Genomic DNA, 20,915 nt, shown 5'->3' with positions numbered 1-20,915 from the left:
AGGCGACAGGACAGGCGATGCCCGACCAGTGCGACGCGACCAGGGGAAATCGGAACCCGCAGCGGCCCGGTGATGGCGGCCCGGACACCGTCGCCGCCGACACCGCCGTCCGGGCCGACGGGGGACTGGCCCCGGCCTTGGCAACGGCCCGGGCCGAACTGGCCGCCAGCCAGCGGCGCTGCCGGCTCCTGGCGGCGTTCGGCCCGGTCTGCCTCCTGGTCTGCGACCGGGACGGCCGCGTGCTCGAAGCCAATCCCCGCACCCGGTCCCTGCTCGGCCTGGCCGCCGACCTGCCTGCCGGCCTGGTCCTTGGCGACATCGCCGCCCCGCGCACCCGGGGGGGAAGCCTCCTGCCGGACCCGGCCCACCCGTCCGACCCGGACGCTCCCGATGCGCCAGGGCCGGACGTTCCCGCGGACGGCGCGTCCCTCGAATGGCTTTTTCGCGGGGTTGACGGCGACTGGTTTCCGGCCGATGTCCGGATGAGCCCGCTCGCCGGCGCGGAGGCGGGGCGCTACCTGGTTCTTTTCGAGGACGACGGCGAGGCCCGGGAGATGGTCACGGCCCTGGTCGCGGCCAAGGAGGCGGCCGAACGGGCCGACCTGGCCAAATCGGAATTCCTGGCCAACATGAGCCACGAGGTCCGAACGCCCTTAAACGGCGTGCTCGGCATGCTCCAGCTCCTGGAGTCCACGGCCCTCGATCCGGAGCAGGCCGATTACGCGGCCACGGCCCTGGCCGCCGGCCGGGGGCTCCTTGGCATCATAAACGGCATCCTGGATTTTTCCCGGGCCACCCGGGGCGACATCGGGCCGCGTCCGGTCACCTACAGTCCGCTGACCGTCCTGCGGGGCATCATCGAGGCGTTCTCCGACCAGGCCCGGGCTGCGGGCATCGGACTTTCGCTGGCGGCCGGGGAGGACGTGGCGGCCGCGGTCCGTGGCGACGCCACCCGGGTGCGGCAGGTGGTGTCGTGTCTGGTCTCGAACGCCGTCAAGTTCACGGAGCGCGGGGCCGTGGCCGTCACGGCCATCGTCCCGGCCGGGAAGGAGGGGGAGGGGCGGTGGCTGCGCATCGCGGTCTCCGATACCGGCATCGGCATCGCGCCCGAACACGCGGCCAGGATTTTCGAGCCCTTCACCCAGGTGGACGGGTCTTTCACCCGCCGGCGTTCGGGCACCGGGCTGGGGCTGGCCCTGGTCAAGCGGCTGACCGCGCTCATGGGCGGAAGCGTGCGTCTGGAGAGCCGGCTTGGCCGGGGCACCACCGTGACCTGCGACCTTCCCCTGGCCCCGGCCGCGGGCAGGGCGCCGGCCGGCCCGGCCCGGGAGACGCCCCTGCCGCTCCACCTGGCGGCGCCGGCGGGGAACCGTCTGCGGGTGCTGGTGGTCGAGGACGAGCCCCTGTGCGTGGTCGCCACCACCCACCTGCTCCTGACGCTTGGCCACGCCGCCATGAGCGCGGCCAACGGCCACGAGGCCCTGGAGCTGCTCCGGCGCCAGCCCTTCGACGCCGTGCTCATGGACATCTGCATGGACGGCATGGACGGGCTGACCGCCACCCGGCGCATCCGGGCCCTGCCCGAGCCGGTGGGACGCATTCCCGTCATCGCCATGACCGCGCTGCCTCTTTCCGGCGACCGGGCGGCCTTCGCCGCCGCCGGCATGGACCACTGGCTGGCCAAGCCCCTGGACGAGGACGAGTTGGCCCGGGCCCTGGCCCGGCTGCCGGCCCGCGAGGCATAGGGCCGCGTCCTCAGAGGCGCACGAAGGTCAGCTCGTGCTTGTTGTGGGAGAGGTGCAGGAGCCGGCTGCCGGGAATGGCCCGGAACCGGTCGAGAAGGGCCGGGTCGGTCTGGCCCTGCAGCTTGACCGTCAGCACGAAGCGGCGGCACTCCCCGAGTTCGAGCCACCGGCCGAGCCAGTCATAGAGCCGGTCCGGGTAGCAGATGACGTCGGAAAAAAGCCAGTCCACGGCCCCGGCGTGCCGGGGATCGAGGCCGAAGGCGCTGCCCGGGCAAAAGGACACCAGCGGATTCTTGTCCACGTTGTCCGCCAGCCCGGCCTTGTCGATGCAAAAGACCCGGGCCCCGAGGCTCGCCAGCACGAACGCCCAGCCCCCCGGGCTTCCGCCCATGTCCAGGCACAGGTCCCCCGGGCCGGGGTGGGTCCCCAGCCGCGTGAATAGCTCCCACAGCTTGAGGTAGGCCCGGCTCGGCGGCCCGACCTTGTCCTCGGCGAAGCGGTGTTCCCCGCCGGGCACGGGTTCCGTGGTCGCGGGGGAGGCCAGGAGCAGGTTTTCCTCCCAGAGCGTGAAGGCCCCAAGCGGCGCGGTCGGCAGCGGCTGGCCGAAAACGAGCGGCCGGGCCGTGACCTTGGGCAGCTTTTCCTGGACCAGGGCGGCCCGGCGGAAGTGTCCGGCCGGGACCACGGCCCAGTTGCGCTGGATGGCCTTGAGCTTTTTGGCCGCGTCGCCGATGGACTCCATGGGAATGTATGCGGGTTCGGTCCAGACGTTGGCGGCAAAGGCGGCGGGCCGGGCCGGGCCTTCGGCCACGACCAGGGGATCGCGCACGGCGGTGACGGCCGGGCCCAGTTCGGCGACCAGTTCGGACAAAAGGCCCGGCGCGGCATGGTAAACGGTAAAGGTCATGGTGGTGTGGTGGGGTAGACGGTTGGGGAAAAGCCGGGCCAGGGGCGGCCCCGCCGCTTGGCACGGCGGCCGGATCAGGCCTTTTGGCGCATGAATTCCACGCCCAGAAGGCTCACGTCGTCCCGGGGCGGGGTGTGGCCGCAAAAGGCTGCGGCCTCGGTCCGCATGGCGGCCAGCACTTCGCCGACGGGGCTCCCCGCCTTGTCGCGGAGGATGGCGAGCGTGCGCTCCTCGCCGTAAAAGAGGCCGCCCGGCCCCAGGGTGTCGGCCAGGCCGTCGCTGACCAGGATCAGCTTGTCGCCGGGAGCGAGCGTCACCTCCCCGACCCGGTACGGCTGGAAGCCGCCGAGCCCGACGATGGTGCCCCGGACCGGCAGGGCCAGGATGTCCCCGGCCGGGGTGACGCGCCAGGGCGGCGGATGGCCGGCGTTGCAGTAGCGGGCCTGGCCGGTGGCGAGGTCCAGGGCCATGTAGAACATGGTAAAAAATTTGGAGAACTTCTGGAACGGAAATTCCTCGTCGAGCTTCTCCAGCACGACCTCCGGCGGCACCACGTCGATGCGGCCTTCGGAGCGGTCGATCAGGGTCGAACGCTGGTAGTGCATGAAGTTGTAGACCGAAAGGGCCACCAGGGACGAGGCCACGCCGTGGCCGGAGACGTCCAGCATGTAAAGGCCCACGTGCCGGGGCCCGAGCGGAAAGACGTTGAAGATGTCGCCGCCGATGGATTCGCAGGGCCAAAACTCCCAGGCGAACTTCAGGGAATCGGTCATGGAGAAGCGCCGGGGCAGCAGGCTCTGCTGGATCTCGGCCGCGGCCTCCAGGTCCTTCTGGTGGCGGCTGTGCTTTTTCTCCAGGTCTTCCTTCTGTTTGGCAAATAAGGTCACGTCCTCGATATTGAGGATGAGGTCCCCGACGGGCATGGTGGAAAAGTGGATCTGGCAGGTCCGGCGCTGGCCGTTTTTGTCGGCAAAGGGGTAGAGCCGCTGCCAGACGTGGCCCGGCGCCGGGCGCGAGGCCACGATGTCGGCCAGGTCGTGTTGGGCGGCCGCGTCGGGAAAGACGGTGTCGATCCACCGGTCGGCCGTGGTGTAGGTGTCGGCCGGCAGCCCGAAGATCCGCTCCATGCCCGGGGAGACGAAGGTGAAGCGTCCGTCGTGGCCGAGGACGGCAATGCCGTCGTGGGAGTATTCGAGGATGGCGGCAATGCCGTCCTTTTCGGCCTTGAGCTCCCGCTCCCGGGCCTTTCGCTCGTCGATGGCCTGCTTGAGGCGCAGGGCCGAGTCCACCCGGGAGAGGAGTTCCGGACGCCTGGGGGGCTTTCGGATGAAGTCCATGGCCCCGGCGGCGAAGGCCGCGGCCAGGTTTTCGTCGTCGTCGCTGACCGTGATCATGATGACCGGGATATCGGCCAGGGCCGGGTCGGCCTTCATCCTCCGGGTGCCGCCGAGGCCGCCCTGGCCGGGCATGATGCAGTCCATGAGGACCAGATCGGGCAGGCGGGCGTCCCTGCGGCCGAGGGCGGCCAGGAACGCCTCGGCCGAGGCGTGGGACACGACGTCGTCATGGCCGGCCTGGCGCAGCAGGCTTTCGAGGTAGATGCGGAAACTCTCCGAGTCGTCGACGATGCAAATCCGCATGGGACGGGTCAGGCGGAGGGGGTGGCGCCGGGGGAGGTGACAGGCGTCGCCGATACGGCGAAATAGTCCGTCAGGCGCAGCATGTCGAAAAGCTTGCGGATGGGCGGGGAGGGATTGGCGATGGAGAAGGCCTTGCCCTCGTCCTCGCACAGCCGGCGAAGGCCGATGAACAGTCCCACCCCCGAACTGTCCAGGAAGGCCACCCCGGACAGGTCGAGGACCACCGCCTTCCGGGAGGCATTTTGGATCAACGGCGCGATCTCCGCCTTCAGTTCGATCACCACGTCCATGATGATCTCGCCGGACAGCCCGATGACCAGGGCTTCCTCCGTGTTCGTGTGCGCAAGGCGTTCCATGGGAAAACTCCCTTTTGACGGCCCGGAGCCCACTGCGTCCGTCGGGGGACAGGCTAGCAGGCTTGCCGCGAAAAACCAACGTTCCGGGCGGGGAAATCCCCGGACCGTTGCCGGGAGACGGCCGTCCCCCTGGTAACTATGGCAATCATCGGCCCAAGGCAACGGCCGTCCGGTCACCGGGCCCGGCCGCCGCTCCCTCGCCCACCGTCGGCCAGTTCCCCGGCCAGCCGGCCGAGGGTGGCCAGGGCCTCCTCCACGGCCGGGGTCCAGGCGTTGCCGTAGCTTAGGCGCAGGAAGTTGTCGAACGCGTCGCAGCTCGAAAAGATGTTGCCCGGGGCGACGCTTATGCCCAGGGCCTTGGCCTCGTAGAAAAGCGTTATGGAATCGACCCCTTCGGGCATCTGGACCCACACGACCGTGCCGCCGGAGGGGTGGGTCACCCGGGTGCCGGGCGGAAAGTGTTCGAGGATGCGGGCCTCGGTCATGCGGGCTTGGCGTTCGAGCACGGCCCGGGTCTTTCGCAGGTGGCGCTCGAAGGATCCCTGGGCCAGGTAGGCGGCCACGGCCATCTGGGTGGGGGTGGCGCAACAGACGTTGGTGGTGGCCTTGATCTCGAAGGCCTTGGCCGCGAACCGGCCGGGGAGCAGGTAGCCGATCCGGAAGCCCGGGGCCAGGGTCTTGGAAAACGACGAACAGTGCAGGACATGCCCCGAGGTGTCGTAGGAGGCCAGGCACCGGGGCCGGGGGCCGTCGAAATAGAGGTCGCCGTAGACGTCGTCCTCGATGGCCGGCACGCCCCGGCCGGCCAGGATCGCCGCCATCTCGGCCTTGGCCGGGTCGGGGATGCGCGAGCCGTCGGGGTTGTTGAAATTGGGCGTCAGGATGACGGCCTTGACGTCGAAGCGGTCCAGGGCCCCGGCCAGGTCGGCCGGACGCACGCCGCCGTCGGGGTGGGAAGGCAGCTCCACGGCCCGCAGGCCGAAATTTTCGAGCAGCTGCAGGAAGCAGTAGTAGGACGGGGCGGCGATGGCCACGTTGTCGCCCGGCCGGGTGACCGAGCGCAGGGCGATGTAGAGGGCCTCCATGGCCCCGGAGGTGACCATGATGTCGTCCGGCCGGGCCTCGATGCCGGCCTCGGCCAGATGGCCGGCGATCTGGCGGCGAAGGGCCATGTTGCCGCAGACCCCCTCGTAGGAGATGACGCCTTCCCCGTCGGCGGCCACCTTGCCGAGCAGCCGGACCAGCTGCCGGGTCGGCAGGAAGGCCTCGTCCGTGCGGGCCACGCCGAGGGGCACGATGTCGCGCCGGCCCATGGCGTCCAGGACCTCGCGGATAAGGGCCCCCCGGTTGACGGCCGTCGGCGGCTTGGCCGGCAGGACGGGCGTTTTGGGTGCCGGGGTGCGCGCCGGCCGGGTCCGCACGAAAAATCCGGACTTGGGCCGGGCTTCCACCACCCCGCGCCGCTCCAGGGCCACATAGGCCTGGCTGACCGTGGACACACTGACCCCGAGCCGGTTGCCGAGGGCCCGCAGCGACGGGATGCGTTCGCCCGGCCGGAGATCTCCGGCTTCGATCAGGCCAAGGACATGCTTTTCGACGCGCACGTAGCGGAACACGCCTTCGTCGGTCTGGGGCAGGGGCATGGCGTCTCCTCGGGGGATATCTGTTATGCCTGTTTTTTCTCTAAACTGTGTCTGTCATGGTAACAGGCCTTGTGGTTCAAGGGAAGCACGTCGCCGGAGGGGCCGGCGGCCAAAAAACCGGGAGCAGGCCATGTTTGCACAGCGGAGCAGGGAAGACAGGGCGTTTGAGGCGGCCAGGGTCGGGATCGTGGACGCGTGGATCGCGCGGTGGCGCGACAGCCGGCTGTTGCGGGTGGCGGCCGAGGCCGGCAGCCGGATCTTTTCGCCGGCAAGAAGCCTGACCTTCCGGCTCGGCCACGGCAAGTACCTGGCCCTGACCGGCGTGCGCTACTGCCGGGTGCGCTGCGACCGGGGCGCGATCTGGGTGACGGCCACCGGCGACGGCCGGGACCGGGTGCTGACGCCGGGCCAGAGCCTGACGCTTGGCCAGGCCGGCAAGGTGGTCATCTCCGGGCGCGGCGAGGCGTCCGAGGTCAGGGTGCGGTGGGACTAGGGCCGCGTTGCCGGCAATGGTGGGCCGAGGGCTGAAAAGTGGTTGCGGGACGCAAGAGGAGGGCCGGCGGCGGACGGACACCGGGCCGACGCGGCCCCGTGTTGCCCGGGCCGGCGGAAGCTGGTATCGGCAGGGCAGTCAAGGAGTCCGCCATGATGGAAGACCGTTGCGAAAAAGCCCCCATCGATACCGGCATCCCCGCGCTCGGGCCGGCCAAGATCCCCTCGCCCCTGCCGTATTGCCGGTTCGACGACGACGCCCGGGTCCGGCTCGAACTCGACGCCAGCGAATTCGGTTCCGGCGAGGGGGCCTGTTTCGCCGATTTCGAGCTGGCCGGGCCGCGAAGCCGCATCTATTACGACTCGTCCAAGGTCAAGGCGGCCATCGTCACCTGCGGCGGCCTGTGCCCGGGCCTAAACGACGTCATCCGGGCCATTGTCATGGAGTGCCACCACAACTACCGGGTGGCCGGGGTGCTCGGCATCCGCTTCGGCTTGCAAGGCTTCATCGAATCCTACGGCCACGCGCCGGTGGAACTGACCCCCGAGTCGGTATCCGACATCCACCAGTTCGGCGGCACCATGCTCGGCTCCAGCCGGGGGCCGCAAAAGCCCGAGGACATCGCCGACGCCCTGGAACGCCTCAATATCGCCATGCTTTTCGTCATCGGCGGGGACGGCACCATGAAGGCCGCCCGGCGCATCCAGGAGGAGATCGCGAGGCGGGGCTCCAAGATCAGCATCATCGGCGTGCCCAAGACGATCGATAACGACATCAACCTGGTCACCCAGTCGTTCGGCTTCGACACGGCCGTGGAAAAGGCCACCGAGGCCATCCGTTGCGCCCACACCGAGGCCATCGGGGTCCTGAACGGCGTGGGGCTGGTCAAGGTCATGGGCCGGGAATCCGGGTTCATCGCGGCCCAGGCCACCCTGGCCCTCAAAGAGGTCAACTACGTCCTGGTTCCGGAATACCCCTTCGACCTGACCGGGGAGCATGGGCTTTTGCCGTCGCTCGAAAAGCGGCTGGCCGCCCGCGGCCACGCGGTCATCGTGGCCGCCGAGGGCGCGGGCCAGGATCTGCTCCCCGACACCGGGGCCAGGGACGCCTCGGGCAACCCGGTCCTTGGCGACATCGCGGACTTTCTGTCCGGGGCCATCGAGGGCCACTTCCGGGAGCGCGGCACGCCCATGACGCTCAAATTCATCGACCCGAGCTACATCATCCGGTCCGTGCCGGCCAACGCCAACGATCGGGTCTACTGCGGCTTTCTCGGCCAGCACGCCGTGCACGCGGCCATGGCCGGCAAGACCGGCATGGTGGTCTCCAAGCTCTACGGCCGCTACGTCCACCTGCCGCTGGATCTCGTGACCATGCGGCGAAAAAAGCTCAATATCACCTCCGACTACTGGCGGGCGGTCCTCGAATCCACAGGCCAGCACGCGGTCACGCCCTTCACCGCCGATCCCGCCGTCTTCTGCCAACGGTAGGGGAAGAGCCAAGAGCCGGGGCTCTGCTCCGGACCCCGCCAGGGCGCCGCCCTGGACCCGCCGGGGGGAGTCACTCCCCCCAGACCCCCCGAAAGGGGGGCCGTGGACGCGCGTTCCGACCCTCTCTCCGCGACACGTCTATGCCCCTTGTCGTTTCGAAGGGGGGCGCGGGGGGAAACGCTTTTCAAAAGCGTTTCCCCCCGCATCTTCTCTTCCCTTCTTCTCTATTCCTTGCGCCACATGGCCAGGGCGCGCAGGGCGAATTCCAGCAGTTCGTCCGGGCCGCGTTCGGGCAGGCAGGCATTGGCCAGGGCCAGGTAGACGGGTTCGCGTTCGGCGAGCGTGGCCTTGATTTCTTCGCGAAACCCCATCTCCGTGAGCTTTGGCCGCTGCTCCTCGTTCATGTCGGCCAAGAGGCGCTCGGCCAGCCGGTCGGGATCGGCCTGGAGGTAGAAGACCCGTCCTTTGGCCAGGAGGGCGCGGTTTTCCGGCAGGAGCACCGCGCCGCCGCCCGTGGCCACCACCAGCCCCCGGCGCGTGGCGGTCTCGGCCAGGATGGCGGCTTCGGCCCGGCGGAAGGCGTCCCAGCCCTCGCGGGCGACCAGGTCGGCGATGGTCTCGCCGTTTCTTTCCACGAAAAGGGCATCCAGATCGACGAAGGGCCGGCCGAGGCGCTCGGCCAGGCGCGCGCCGAGCGTGGTCTTGCCCGAGGCGCGGGGGCCGATCAGGTAAATATTCACGTCGTCGTCCGGGACGGGGGAGACGGGGGCGGATGGCATGGCGTGCTCCGGGAGTCGGGCTGGCGGCCGTCCGGCGGCTGCCGCGTCCGGGAGATACCGTCCGTCCGGCAGGTTGTCGAGCCGGGCGTGTAACCGAACCCCTGTCCGGGCCGCCTGAAAAGGCGGCGCGGTGTGATGCCGGGGCCGGGGAGGGGTGCGGCCCATGGGTGACGGCGAGGATTCGGCAATGCAAGTGCTGTCGGGGACCGGGGTGGCGGGCGGGTCATGGGACGCGTGCTGACCCTTGGCGACCACCGGGACGATGTCGTGCTGGCCACGGCCGCGGCGGCCGGCGACCAGCGGGCCTTCGCCGCCCTGGTCGCCCGGCACCGGGTCGGCGTGGCGCACCTGGTTTCCCGGTTCTGCGAGGACCCGGCCGGCCAGGAGGACCTGGTCCAGGAGGTGTTCGTCAAGGCCTACCTGAACCTCGGGGCATTGCGAAACGGCGCGGTCTTCCGGGGCTGGCTCCACCGCATCGCGGCCAACACCTGCATCGACTGGCTGCGGCGGCAAAAGGCCGAGGCCGGGGTGGTGGCCGGGCTGGAGGAGGATCTCCCGGACGAGCGCGACCGGGACCGACAGGAGGCCCGGGAGGCGAAGCGGCGGCTGGAGGCGGCCATGACCGTGCTGCGGCCGGCGGACCGGACGCTCATGGTCATGCTCGGGCTTGAGGAGAAAAGCGTGGAGGAAGTGGCGGCCTTGACCGGACTCACCCGGGTCAATGTCAAGGTCCGGGCTTTCCGGGCCAGGAAAAAACTCAAGGCGTTTCTGGAGAAGGACCATGTCTGAAACGGGCCGTGTGTCACGGCGGCTGGTGGTGGCCGGGGCGTTCGCCCTGGGCCTGGGGCTTGGCTGGGCCGGGGCCTCGCACCGGGCCATAAACGAGTCGCGGGCCAGGGACGGCGGCGGCATCCTGGCGATCCGGGACCGGATCGACGCGGAGGAGATGCGCCTGCTCGATCTCAGCGCCGAGCAGCGGCAGGTTTTCCAGGCGGCCCGGGACGAGGCCATGGCCAAGGCCGACCTGGTCTTCGCCCGCCTGCGGCCGGAGATGGAGATCATTTTCCAGGCCTTCGACCAAAAGGTCCGTCCCGTCCTGTCGCCGCGCCAGCTTGCGGTCTACGACCGTCTGGAGCAGAAGCGGCGGGCGGAAATGCCCGCGCGTCCGGCCGGCGCGGACGACTGAGCCGGGTTCCCGGCGCTACTCGTTTCGCAGGTACGGCCAGGCCTTTCGCGACAGCATGCGAAGGACTCCGGCCAGGCCGAGCGTCAGGGTCAGGGCGGCGGCCGCGCCCACTGTGGCCACGGCCGGACCCGGGAAAAAGCGGAACGGCAGTTCCATGAAATAGACCACAAAGGCCGAGGCCACGGCCGTGCCGAGGACCAGGGCCATGAGGCCGGCCAGGACGCCGAGCAGGGCGTTCTCCAGGAGCAGCACGGCCATGACATCCCGTCGTGACGCGCCGCAGACCTTGTAGATGACGGTTTCGTAGGCCTTTCGGCGCAGTCCGGCCGCCATGGTCTGGATAAGCACCAGCATCCCGACCACGAGCGTGGCCCCGGCGGCCACGGACACGGCGGCCGACACCTTGTCGGCCACGGCCAGGACGTCGGTCAGGGCGTCGCCGATGCCGATGGCCGTGATGTTGGGGAAGCGGTCGGTCACGGCGGCAAAGACCGCCTCGCCGGGATCGCCCCCGGCATTCTTGTCCGTGTAGGCCGTGGCCAGCCAGGTGAGCGGCAGGCCGTCCAGGGAACCGGGCGAGAAGACGAAGACGTAGTTGATGCCAAGGGTCAGCCAGTTGATGCGGCGAAGGCTCGATACCGTGGCCGTGATCTCCCGGCCAAGGACGTTTACGGTCACGGTGTCGCCAAGCCCGAGCCCCAGGCCCTTGGCAATGCCCTCGTCCACGGACACCAAGGGCGGGCCGGCATAGTCGGCCGGCCACCAGGCCCCGGCCACCACCCGCGTGCCCTCGGGCATCCTCGCGGCATAGGTCAGGCCCCGGTCGCCCTGGACCGCCCATCTGGCCTCCTCGCCGACCTCCACGTCCTCCGGGGCCAGCCCGTTCAACCGGGCGATGCGGCCCCGGGCCATGGGCGCGGTCTCGACCCGGGTCACGCCGGGGACGCTCCCGGCCGTTTGCAGAAAGGGATCGAGCTGGTCCGGCTGGATGTCCACGAAAAAAAAGTCCGGGGCCGTTTGCGGAATGTCCTCGGTAAAGGCCGAACGGAAATTGGCCTCGACCAGGGCCATGGCGCAAAGCGTCAGGAGGCCGAGCCCCAGGGCGGCCAGGACCCTTGCCACCTGGTTGTCCGGCCGGGTGAGTGCCCGAAGGGCCAGCCCCAGGCGCCCCGGACGCCTGGCCGGCAGCCGGGCCAGGAACACGGCCAGCTTGGCGAAAATCCAGAAGACGCCCGTTGCCGCCAGGGCCACCCCGACAAAACCCAGGCCGAGCTGGCGGTTGGGCGTCGCGGCCACGGCCAGGGCCAGCAGGCCGGCTAGGGCGGCGAGACCGGGCAGTCGGGCGGCAATGCCCAGCCGGATTTGCTCCGGGGCGGCGTAGCCGCGGAAAAGGACCAGCGGGGCCACCCGGCCGGCCCGGGCCAGATGGGGCAGGGCAAAGGCCAGGGTGGTCAGCACGCCGCAGGCGGCGGCCAGGGCCAACGCGCCGGGATAGGGGCCGGGCAGCAGGCGCACGGGCAAAATCCCGCCGAGGAGCGGCCCGACCAGGGCCGGCACGGCCGCGCCGACGGCCAGCCCAAGGACGATGCCCCCGGCGGCCAGGGTCGCGACGACCAGGAAATAGGTGGCTGTCACCACCCGACGCGGCGCCCCCAGGCACTTGAGCGCGGCGATGGATTCCGTGCGGCCTGAGAGGTAGGCGGAAACGGCCTGGGACACGCCGATGCCGCCAAGGAGCAGCGAGGCCAGCCCCACGAGCCCGGTGACCGCCACCAGCCGGTCGATGAACCGCGACAGCCCGGGCTGGGCCCCGGACGCGTCGCGCACCCGCCAGCCGGAGGTGGGAAAGGCGGCGCGAAGCCGCTGGGCCAGGGCCGGGGCGTCGGCCCCTGGCGGAAGCTTCACGCGGTAGGCGTGGCGGGTCAGGCTTCCCGGTTCGAGGAGGCCCGTGGCGGCCAGTCCCCGGTCCGAGACGATCAGGCGCGGGCCGAGGGTCGCAAGGCTCGAGGAGGCGTCCGGGTCGCGGGAGAGGACCGCGCGCACGGTAAAGACGCCGTCGGCCACGCGGATGGTGCCGCCGACCGGGACGGCGAGGCGGGAGAGAAGTTCCGGCGCGGCCACGGCCCCGGGCAGGCCGTCCTTGACGGCCAGGGCCGCAGCCAGGGGTTGGGGCGGCGACAGGGCCACGGTCCCGTAGAGGGGATAGGCGTCGTCCACGGCCCGAAGCGTGGCCAGGGTCCGTTTGGCCGGCCCGGCCTCGGCCCGGACCATGACCTGCATGGAGACCAGGTGGGAGGTCTGGCCCAGGGCCGCGAGGGCGGCCAGTTCCTCGGGCGAGGCCGGCCGCTGGGGCAGGGTGGCCTCCAGGTCGCCGCCGAGGAGCGCGGCCGCGTCCTCGGCCAGGCCGGCGCCGTAGGAGGCGGACAGGCTTTTGACCCCGGCCACGGCCGCCACGCCGAGGGCCAGGCAGGCCAGGAAAACGCCGAAGCCCCGGATGCCGGCCCGCAGTTCCCGCCGGGCCAGCCGGGCGGCCAGGGCCATTTCGCGAAAAAATTGCATGTCCCCGCACCTCCGATGGTTGCGCTTCTACGGGAAAAGGCCGGGGCGGTCCACCGGGCATTGGGAAACCGCTATCTTTACATTGCAAGACAGATGGAAATAAGCCACTTGTAGGGAAAGTGACGTTGCATGCCAGCATGCCCGCAAAGGCCGCGCTCCCCGGGGGAGACGGCCTGGAACAGCGACGCTCGAGGGGGGGCCGTCTGTGAAAAATTTGAAACTTGGTGTCAAGATCAGCATCGGTTTCGGTCTGTTGATCCTTATCGCCTGCGCGCTCGGCGGCATGGCGGTCGTCAACATGCACGGCGTGGAAGTGCAGTCCACCCGGCTGGCCATGGAATTCGTTCCTGAAATGGCCATTGCCAACAGCATCGAGCGGGCCGCCTTGCAGACCATGATGGAAATGCGCAGCTACGGCTATTCCGAAGACAAGAAACAATACGAAGCCGGCATGCGCAACCTGGGCGACCTCAAAAAGGCCCTGGCCGAGGCCAAGGCCCATTCGGACAAGTACCCGGGACTCGTGAAGCTGCGCGAGGATGTGGCCAAGGCCCAGGCCAAGACCACGGAATACGAAAAGCTCGTCATCGAGACCGCCGCCCGCATGGAAGCCATCGGCGGCGTGCGGCGGACCCTGGACGTGGCCGCCGGAGAGTTCGTCAAGAACTGCAGCGCCTATCAGGAAAACCAGAACAAGCAGCTCGAAGAGGATATCGCCAAGGGGGCGCCCACCGAGGCGCTCAAGGACCGGGCCGACAAGGTCGAGGACGTCGGCGTCATCCTCAACGCGGGCACGGCCATCCGGATCGGCAACTACCGGGGCCAGCTCTTCCGCGATCCGCGCCAGGTCGAGGAGGCCATCAAGGGATTCACCGCCCTGGACCAGGCCGTGGACACGCTGCGGGCCAAGACCAAGGGCGAGGCCAACCTGCGCCAACTGGCCGGCATCAAGGACGCCTCCCAGAAATACCGCCAGGCCCTGCTCGATTTCCTGGACAACTTCCGGGCCATCCAGGACTTGAACGCCAAGCGGATCGAATCGGCCAACGCCGTGCAGGACGCGGCCGAGGAAACGGCCAAGGCGGCCCTGGACGCCACCCAGAACATTGCCAACAACGCGGTCGCCAGCCTGTCCGCGGCCTCCTCGGTCATGATCGGCGGCCTGGCCGTGGCGCTTTTGATCGGCATCGTCATCGCCTTCCTGCTGACCAAGGCCATCACCGGCCCGGTCATCAAGGGCGTGACCTTTGCCAAGGCCATGGCCGAGGGCGATTTCACCCGCCTGCTCGACATCGACCAGAAAGACGAAATAGGCGTGCTGGCCGGGTCGCTCAACGAAATGGTCGGCAAGCTGCGCGAGGTGGTGGCCGAGGTCCAGTCGGCCTCGGAGAACGTGGCTTCGGGCTCGGAAGAGCTGTCCGCCTCGGCCCAGAGCATGTCGCAGGGCGCCACCGAACAGGCGGCCAGCGTGGAGGAGATCTCCTCGTCCATGGAGGAGATGAGCTCGAACATCAAGCAGAACGCCGAAAACGCCCAGCAGACCCAGTCCATTGCCGTCAAGGCCGCCCAGGACGCCCGCGAGGGCGGCGAGGCCGTGGTTTCGGCCGTCTCCGCCATGAAAAACATCGCGGAAAAGATCTCCATCATCGAGGAAATCGCCCGCCAGACCAACCTCTTGGCCTTAAACGCCGCCATCGAGGCGGCCCGGGCCGGGGAGCACGGCAAGGGCTTCGCCGTGGTCGCGGCCGAGGTCAGGAAGCTGGCCGAGCGCAGCGGCTCGGCCGCGGCCGAGATCTCGGAACTGTCCTCCTCCAGCGTCCGGGTGGCCGAGCGGGCCGGCACCATGCTGACCAAGATGGTGCCCGACATCCAGCGCACGGCCGATCTGGTCCAGGAAATCGCGGCCGCGAGCCAGGAGCAGAACTCCGGAGCCGACCAGATCAACCGGGCCATCCAGCAGCTCGACCAGGTGGTGCAGCAAAACGCCTCGGCTTCCGAGGAAATGGCCTCCACCTCCGAGGAACTCTCCAGCCAGGCCGAACAGCTCCAGAGCACCATGGCCTTTTTCCGGGTGGACGGCGCGGTCCGGCGCCAGACCCGGCTGGTCAAGGCCCTGCCGGCCGCAGGCGCCCGCCGGCCCGCCGCCCGGATCGTCCGCCCGGCCCCGGCCAAGGCGCCGGCCGGCGGCGTCGGCATCGACCTGGAAGACAAGGACGACGATTTCGAACGGTTCTAACCCGGCCAAGCCCCCCTTCTCCCTGCCGGGAAGCCATGGTCCATGGCTTCCCGGTTTTTTTTGAAGGGCGGGCCGGCGGTTGCCCCGGGCCGCCTTCCCCTTTATCCAGGAGCCGACGCGGCGGCGGTGTGCCCCCGACCGCGCAAGGAGGCATGATGGACAGCGATCGCGTACGCGAGGAGTTTCCGGTGACGGCCGGGCCGGCCTTTTTCAACCATGCGGCTGTCTCACCCATGCCGCGCCGGGCCTGTCTGGCCGGGCAGGCGGTCTTCGAGGACCGGTGCCTGCGGGCTTCGGCCGACTACTTCAAATGGCTCGCGGCCGTGGCCGACGCCCGGGCCCGGGCCGCCCGGCTCCTTGGCACCACGCCGGACCGGCTGGCCTTTACCGGCAACACCTCCCACGGCCTGGGGCTGGTCGCGGCCGGGATCGACTGGCGGCCGGGCGACCGGGTGGGGGTCACCTGGCCGGATTTTCCGACCCTGCGTTTTCCCTTCGACAGCCTGGCCGGGCGCGGCGTGACGGTGGTGGAGCTGCCCAAGTGGGGCGGCCGGCTGGATCTGGACGCGGCCCGGCGGCTGGTGCCCGGCTGCCGGCTGGTTGTGGCCTCGACCGTGGACTGGACCACGGGCGTGGCCCTGCCGGCCGGGGAGCTGGCCGCGCTTTGCCGGGAGCACGGGGCCCTATTCTGCCTGGACGCCATCCAGAGCTTCGGGGCACTGCCCACGGACGTCACGGCCCTTGGCGCGGATTTCCTGGCCGCCGGCTGCCACAAGTGGCAGCTCGGCCCCATGGGCCTGGGGCTTTTCTACGCCTCGGCCGCGGGCGACGCGGCCTTGGGCCCGGTCATGGCCGGCTGGCGGTCCATGCGGGACGAGGAGAACCTCGGCGAGACGTACCGCCCCAAGGAAGGGCCCGGCCGGTTCGAGTCCGGCACCCAGGACATCGCCGGCATCAGCGCCCTTGGGGCGTCCTTGTCGCTGTTCGAGGAAGTGGGGACCGGGGAGGTCCGGAACCGGATCTGGGCCGTGGCCGATATCCTGGCCGCCGGCCTGGCCGACCGGGGCCTGCGGGTGGCCTCGCCGCTTACTCCTTCCGAACGGTCCGGCATCCTGGCCTTCGAGCACCCGGACGCGCCCGGGCTCTTCGCGCACTTAAACGCCGCCCACGTGGCCACGTCGCTTCGGGCCGGCCGCATCCGGCTCTCGCCGCACTTCTACAACGACGCCTCGGACGCGGCCCGGTTCTTCACGGTCCTCGACGGATTCGGCCGTTAGGAAGGGAAGATGCCTCCGGCGGCCGGGAGGGGGTCACCCCCTCCCGGACCCACCCGACCCGGGAAACGACGAAGGGCGGTCGCCATGATGGGACCGCCCTTCGTCGTTTCCCCTTCCAGGGGGTCCGGGGGGGATGATCCCCCCCGGCCGCCGGAGGCATCTTTTCTCTTCTCTCCTCTACCCGAACGACCGTTCGTACAGGGCGGCGATGGCCGCCTTGCCCGAGTCTTCCAGGAACCGGGTGCCGGTGCCCGTGAAGTGGGAGTGGGTGATGGTCGGCCCGGAAGCGGGGGCCCAGGCGTCGTTTTCCCAGGTGAACCAGCCGGCTTTTTCCTGGCAGAAGACGAAAAGCGGCTTGTTGCAGATCTTGGCGAACTCCGCGCCCCAGCCCGTGCCGCCCTTGACCGTGCCGTCGTCCTGGATGGTGCCGACCACGAAGATTTCCAGGCCCGCGTCGATCTGGTGCATGATGGTGCGAAGGACCATGCGGATCTGGGGGCCGTTGGAGAATTTGCGCGACAGGAGTTTGGAGACGTAGGTCAGGCTCACGTCCTTTTTGGCCAGTTCCTCCTGGGTCAGGACGCGGATGCCGCGCGTGCGCTCGATGCGGTGGCCCTCGAAGGTGTAGTTGATTTCCTGGACGCCGTGGAGCTCGGCCTGGCGTCCGAACTCGGCTTCGGCGCCCTGGGCGCCGCCGCTAAAGAGCGTGAAATCCGTGGCTTTGGGCATGGGGACTCCTTGGCAGTGGTTCCGGTGGACACGAAGCGGCGAGGCGGATGCCGCGTGATGGGGCATTGTGCACATTTTGCCCGGCCGGCGCAAGAAAGACCCCGGTCCGAGCGGGTATTTGGCCGGCCGGACCGGGCTTCAGGGCGTGGGGATGCCGAGCAGGGACAGCAGGCCGTCGAGGATGGTCAGGGGATGGGGCGGACAGCCGGGGATGAAGAGATCGACCGGCAGGTGCGGCGTGGCTCCGCCCGTGGTCTCGGGGCTCCCGGCAAAGACGCCGCCCGAGATGGCGCAGGCCCCGACCGCGATGGCGACGCGCGGGTCGGGCACGGCGTCGAAGGTGGCGCGGGTGGCGGCCAGCATATTGACGGTCACCGGGCCGGTCACGGCCACGCCGTCGGCGTGGCGCGGCGAGGCCACGAAATCGATGCCGAAGCGGCCGAGGTCGAAGACGACGGTGGTCAGCACGTTGAGGTCGGCCTCGCAGGCGTTGCAACCGCCGGCGCTGACCTGCCGGAGTTTGAGCGACCGGGCGAAGAGCCGGCGGCGGGCCGGGTCGAGCGGTGAGACGTGGGGGCGGGTGCCCGGGCGCAGGACCAGGCCCTCGCGGGTGTCGGAGGCCAGCCGGTGGTCCTGGCTGAAGGCCACCCGGCCGGCCGGGCAGGCCGTGGCGCAGGTGCCGCAGAAGATGCACTTGCCGAGATCGAGGAAGAGGCCGGCCTCGTCCGCGCCGAGGGCCCCGGTCGGGCAGGTGCCGGCGCAGGAGGCGCAGTCCGTGGCGCAGGGTCCGGGCGAGAGCACGGGCAGGCCCCGGAAGCGCGGCGGCAGGTCGGGCACGTTTTTCGGGAAGGCGACGGTCCGCCGGCCCTGGCGCAGACGTTCGGCGAGAATATGGAGCATGGGCGTTTCCCTACAGGTCGTGGCCGCAGTACGAGAGGTTGAAGCTCTTGTTGCACAGCGGAAAATCCGAAATCTGCTGGCCGCGCAGGGCCTGGGCCAGGCCGAACCAGTTGTGAAAGGACGGGTCGATGATCTTGTAGGCCAGAAAGCGCCCGTCCGGGCCGGTCACGGCCACGTGGCGGATTTCCCCGCGCCAGCCTTCGATCAGACCCACGGCCAGGCGGCCGGGCGGCAGGCGCCCGGGCAAAAGCTCCCGGGTCGGACCGTCCGGCAGGTCGGCCAGGAGCCCGTCCAGGAAGTCGAGGGAGGCCTCCATTTCCAGGCGGCGTACCAGTCCCCGGGCGTAGACGTCGCCGAAATCGTGGAGCGAGAGGGCGATGTCCCTGGCCCCGGCCCCGGGCTGGGGAAAGGTCCGCCTGGCGTCGCGGGCCAGGCCGCAGGCCCGGGCCGGCGGCCCGACCAGGCCCAGGTCCAGGGCCTTTTCGGCGGTGAGTTTGCCCGTGCCCTCGAACCGGGCCAGGACCGTGGAGGAGGCGAAAAGAAGCTCGGCGGCCCCGAAAGCGGCCCGTCGGGCGGCCTCCAGGCGGCCGGCGAGGACCCGCAGGAGGCCGGTGTCCACGTCAAAGGCCGTGCCGCCCGGCCGCACCAGCCCCCGGCCGAACCGGTTGCCGCACAAAAGGGCGGTCATGTTCAAAAAATCGCCCCGGATCCGGCCGCAGTAGGAGAGTGTCGGCAAAAAGCCGACGTCCCCGGCCAGGGCCCCGAGGTCGCCAGTGTGGTTGGCCAGGCGTTCGAGTTCCAGGGCCGCCCGGCCGATGGCCCGGCCGCGCGGGGGCGCGGTCCGGCCGGAGAGGGCCTCGATGACCGCGGCGTGGGCCAGGGAATGGCCGATGGACGTGTCGCCGGCGGCGGTTTCCATGAAGTGCACGGTGCGCGGGTCCGGGCCGCCGGCGAGCATGGCCTCGATGCCCCGGTGCTGGAACCCGAGGCTGATTTCCAGGTGGAAGACCTCCTCGCCGAAGCACTGGAACCGGAAGTGGCCGGGCTCGATGATGCCGGCATGGACCGGTCCCACGGCCACCTCGTGGACCTCCTCGCCCCGGACCTGGAAGTAGTCGGTCACGCCCGGGGCCGGGCGCGGCCGGCCGGCCCCGGGCGGCGTGGTGAAGCGGATGGGTTTGAGCCAGGGGTGGCCGTCCGGCAGGATGCCCCACTGCTCGTAGAGTTCCCGCTCGAACCAGTGGCACTGGGGGCAGTCCGGGGTGAGCGAGGGGTAGCGGTCGAGCGGGGCGGTGCGGCAAAAGGCCAGCCGGCCGTCGTGGTCGCGGCCGCAGACGGCGGCCAGACCGGCCGCGCCACCCCCGGCCGGCAGCCCGAAAAGGGCCAGCACGCGCCAGCCGTCGGCCACGCGGGACAGGAGCAGCCGGCGAAAATCCTCAAGGGCCAGGACCGGCACGTCGGCCAGGGCCAGACCGGTGTGGTGGGAAAATTCCATGGCCTAGCCTCCCATGGCCACGGCGGCGGCCGCCTGGTGCAGAAATGCGGTGAGGGCCCTGGGCAGATAGAGGCCAAGGGCCAGGGTGGCGGCCAAAAGGGCCAGGGGGGGGGCCACGGCGAGCAGGCCCTCGCGGCCGGGCCGGGCCGTGGCCGGGGGCAGGGGCCCCTGGACCATGCGGGCCACCGGCACGGACATGCCGACGAAGATGACGGCCAATAAAACGAGGTAGCCGATGGCGGCGGCCACGTGCCCGGTCGTGAGCATGGTTTTGAGGATCGTCAGCTCGCTGACGAAGATGCCGAACGGCGGCGAGCCGCAGATGGCCAGGAACCCGGCCATCCACAGGGCGGCCGTGACGGGCAGGGCCTGGGCGACGCCTCTGGCGTCGTGGCAGGACCGGGTGTGGTACACGGCCAGGATGTTGCCGGACAGGAGAAAGAGCGCGCCCTTGGTCAGGGAGTGGTTGACCGCGTGGAGCATGGCCCCGAAGGCCGCGCCGCCGCCGACGCCGACGCCAAGGGCCAGGATGCCCATGTGCTCCACGCTCGAATAGGCCAGCAGCCGCTTGTAGTCGCCCTGGCCGACCACGAACACGGCGGCCGTGGCCATGGAAATAAGCCCGAACAGGATGAGGAGCTCCCCGCTAAAGGCGCCCATGTCCGCGGCGCAAAGGACCTGGTTGGCCCGCAGGATGCCGAGGAAGGCGCAGTTCAAAAGCGCGCCGGAGAGCAGGGCCGAGACCAGGGAAGGCGACTGGCTGTGGGCGTCGGGCAGCCAGTTGTGCATGGGAGCCAGGCCCATTTTCGAGCCGTAGCCGACCAGGACGAAGATGAAGGCGGCCCGCAGCCAGGGCTTGGCGGCGAGAGCCGCCCGGGGGAGCATGCCGGAGAGGTTCATGGAGGCCAGCGGACTGGCCGGATCGTAGAAGGCGACGGAAAAAAGGATGTTGCCAAGGAGCGCCAGGGCGATGCCGACCGAGCAGATGACCAGATACTTCCAGGTGGCCTCCAGCGACCGGCGGTGGCGGTGGAAGTAGATGAGCGGGGCGCTCGAAAGCGTAGTGGCCTCGATGCCGACCCAGAGGACCGACAGGTTGCGCGTGGCGCAGACCACGGTCATGGCGGCCAGGAAAAAGCACAGGCACATGGTGAAGATGCGCTCCGGGGCGTTCACAAAGGCCGCGCCGTCCTGGAAGTCGCGCTTGGGACCGGCCCCTTCGTGGCGCAGATACCCGGCGGCGTAGACCGAGGCGGCCAGAAAGAGGACGCTGGCCAGGGCCAGGAACAGCTGGCCCGGGGCGTCGAGCTCCAGGAGTCCGCCGTAGGCCGGAGCCGGGGGCCAGACGAAGGTGGCCGCGACCAGGGCGGCGTGGGTCAGGGCGGTCAGGATCAAGACGGCCCGGCGCGGCCCGTCGGCCGGAAGGGCCAGGACGAGCAGGGCGGCCAGGAGGGGAACAAGCGGCAGGGCCTCAAGCATG

At 70.0% G+C, this 20,915-nt stretch carries 17 protein-coding genes; 7 read left to right on the top strand and 10 right to left on the bottom strand.

Annotation, left to right across the window (positions count from 1 at the left end; genetic code table 11):
• The first annotated feature begins 17 nt into the window (after positions 1-17).
• Complete coding sequence (locus DFW101_RS08210; RefSeq protein ID WP_009181041.1) at positions 18-1,745, top strand: PAS domain-containing hybrid sensor histidine kinase/response regulator; 1,728 nt, start codon at positions 18-20, stop codon at positions 1,743-1,745.
• A gap of 10 nt (positions 1,746-1,755) precedes the next feature.
• Here the strand turns inward: DFW101_RS08210 and DFW101_RS08205 are convergent, their stop codons facing one another.
• The 4 genes from DFW101_RS08205 to DFW101_RS08190 all read right to left on the bottom strand — a co-directional run bounded on the left by DFW101_RS08205 (position 1,756) and on the right by DFW101_RS08190 (position 6,291).
• Positions 1,756-2,652 (bottom strand): SAM-dependent methyltransferase, encoded by an 897-nt coding sequence (locus DFW101_RS08205; RefSeq protein WP_009181040.1) that lies wholly within the window; start codon positions 2,650-2,652, stop codon positions 1,756-1,758.
• A gap of 74 nt (positions 2,653-2,726) precedes the next feature.
• Positions 2,727-4,292 (bottom strand): SpoIIE family protein phosphatase, encoded by a 1,566-nt coding sequence (locus tag DFW101_RS08200; RefSeq protein ID WP_009181039.1) that lies wholly within the window; start codon positions 4,290-4,292, stop codon positions 2,727-2,729.
• Between the two features lie 8 nt (positions 4,293-4,300).
• Entirely contained in the window at positions 4,301-4,648 is a 348-nt protein-coding gene (locus DFW101_RS08195; protein ID WP_009181038.1) for an STAS domain-containing protein, read from the bottom strand.
• Positions 4,649-4,821: 173 nt separating this feature from the next.
• Positions 4,822-6,291, bottom strand: a complete 1,470-nt coding sequence (locus DFW101_RS08190; protein ID WP_009181037.1) for an aminotransferase-like domain-containing protein — start codon at positions 6,289-6,291, stop codon at positions 4,822-4,824.
• 130 nt (positions 6,292-6,421) lie between these two features.
• Between DFW101_RS08190 and DFW101_RS08185 the strand changes: the two genes are divergently transcribed.
• Both DFW101_RS08185 and DFW101_RS08180 read left to right on the top strand, forming a co-directional pair.
• Complete coding sequence (locus DFW101_RS08185; RefSeq protein ID WP_009181036.1) at positions 6,422-6,784, top strand: DUF2917 domain-containing protein; 363 nt, start codon at positions 6,422-6,424, stop codon at positions 6,782-6,784.
• A 155-nt stretch (positions 6,785-6,939) separates the two neighbouring features.
• Positions 6,940-8,274 (top strand): ATP-dependent 6-phosphofructokinase, encoded by a 1,335-nt coding sequence (locus DFW101_RS08180; RefSeq protein WP_083838514.1) that lies wholly within the window; start codon positions 6,940-6,942, stop codon positions 8,272-8,274.
• 224 nt (positions 8,275-8,498) lie between these two features.
• On the opposite strand, the gene DFW101_RS08175 is transcribed toward DFW101_RS08180, so the two are convergent.
• Positions 8,499-9,053 carry a shikimate kinase gene (locus tag DFW101_RS08175; RefSeq protein WP_009181034.1) on the bottom strand — a complete coding sequence of 185 codons (555 nt, stop codon included), beginning with the start codon at positions 9,051-9,053 and terminating at the stop codon, positions 8,499-8,501.
• Between the two features lie 225 nt (positions 9,054-9,278).
• Here DFW101_RS08175 and DFW101_RS08170 point away from each other — a divergent pair, with 225 nt between their 5' ends.
• Positions 9,279-9,842, top strand: a complete 564-nt coding sequence (locus DFW101_RS08170) for an RNA polymerase sigma factor (protein ID WP_009181033.1) — start codon at positions 9,279-9,281, stop codon at positions 9,840-9,842.
• Positions 9,835-10,239, top strand: a complete 405-nt coding sequence (locus DFW101_RS08165) for a hypothetical protein (RefSeq protein WP_009181032.1) — start codon at positions 9,835-9,837, stop codon at positions 10,237-10,239. The genes DFW101_RS08170 and DFW101_RS08165 overlap by 8 nt, the downstream gene beginning before the upstream one ends.
• 15 nt (positions 10,240-10,254) lie before the next feature.
• On the opposite strand, the gene DFW101_RS08160 is transcribed toward DFW101_RS08165, so the two are convergent.
• Positions 10,255-12,798 (bottom strand): ABC transporter permease, encoded by a 2,544-nt coding sequence (locus tag DFW101_RS08160; RefSeq protein WP_009181031.1) that lies wholly within the window; start codon positions 12,796-12,798, stop codon positions 10,255-10,257.
• A gap of 205 nt (positions 12,799-13,003) precedes the next feature.
• Between DFW101_RS08160 and DFW101_RS08155 the strand changes: the two genes are divergently transcribed.
• On the top strand, positions 13,004-15,034 hold the full coding sequence (locus DFW101_RS08155) for a methyl-accepting chemotaxis protein (protein ID WP_009181030.1): 2,031 nt from the start codon (positions 13,004-13,006) through the stop codon (positions 15,032-15,034).
• A 155-nt stretch (positions 15,035-15,189) separates the two neighbouring features.
• Positions 15,190-16,311, top strand: a complete 1,122-nt coding sequence (locus tag DFW101_RS08150) for an aminotransferase class V-fold PLP-dependent enzyme (RefSeq protein WP_009181029.1) — start codon at positions 15,190-15,192, stop codon at positions 16,309-16,311.
• Between the two features lie 177 nt (positions 16,312-16,488).
• Here DFW101_RS08150 and DFW101_RS08145 read toward each other — a convergent pair whose 3' ends face one another.
• From DFW101_RS08145 to DFW101_RS08130, 4 genes are all read right to left on the bottom strand, one after another.
• Entirely contained in the window at positions 16,489-17,040 is a 552-nt protein-coding gene (locus DFW101_RS08145) for a hypothetical protein (protein ID WP_009181028.1), read from the bottom strand.
• 138 nt (positions 17,041-17,178) lie between these two features.
• Positions 17,179-17,940 (bottom strand): NADH-quinone oxidoreductase subunit B family protein, encoded by a 762-nt coding sequence (locus DFW101_RS08140; RefSeq protein ID WP_009181027.1) that lies wholly within the window; start codon positions 17,938-17,940, stop codon positions 17,179-17,181.
• Positions 17,941-17,950: 10 nt separating this feature from the next.
• Positions 17,951-19,435 (bottom strand): hydrogenase large subunit, encoded by a 1,485-nt coding sequence (locus DFW101_RS08135; protein ID WP_009181026.1) that lies wholly within the window; start codon positions 19,433-19,435, stop codon positions 17,951-17,953.
• A 3-nt stretch (positions 19,436-19,438) separates the two neighbouring features.
• Positions 19,439-20,914, bottom strand: coding sequence for a proton-conducting transporter transmembrane domain-containing protein (locus DFW101_RS08130; RefSeq protein ID WP_009181025.1), 1,476 nt, complete (start codon positions 20,912-20,914; stop codon positions 19,439-19,441).
• Position 20,915: the final 1 nt, after the last annotated feature.

It is taken from the genome of Solidesulfovibrio carbinoliphilus subsp. oakridgensis, assembly GCF_000177215.2.
In the GTDB taxonomy this organism is placed as follows: Bacteria; Desulfobacterota; Desulfovibrionia; order Desulfovibrionales; family Desulfovibrionaceae; genus Solidesulfovibrio; species Solidesulfovibrio carbinoliphilus.
This window is presented reverse-complemented; position numbering and strand designations above follow the sequence as displayed.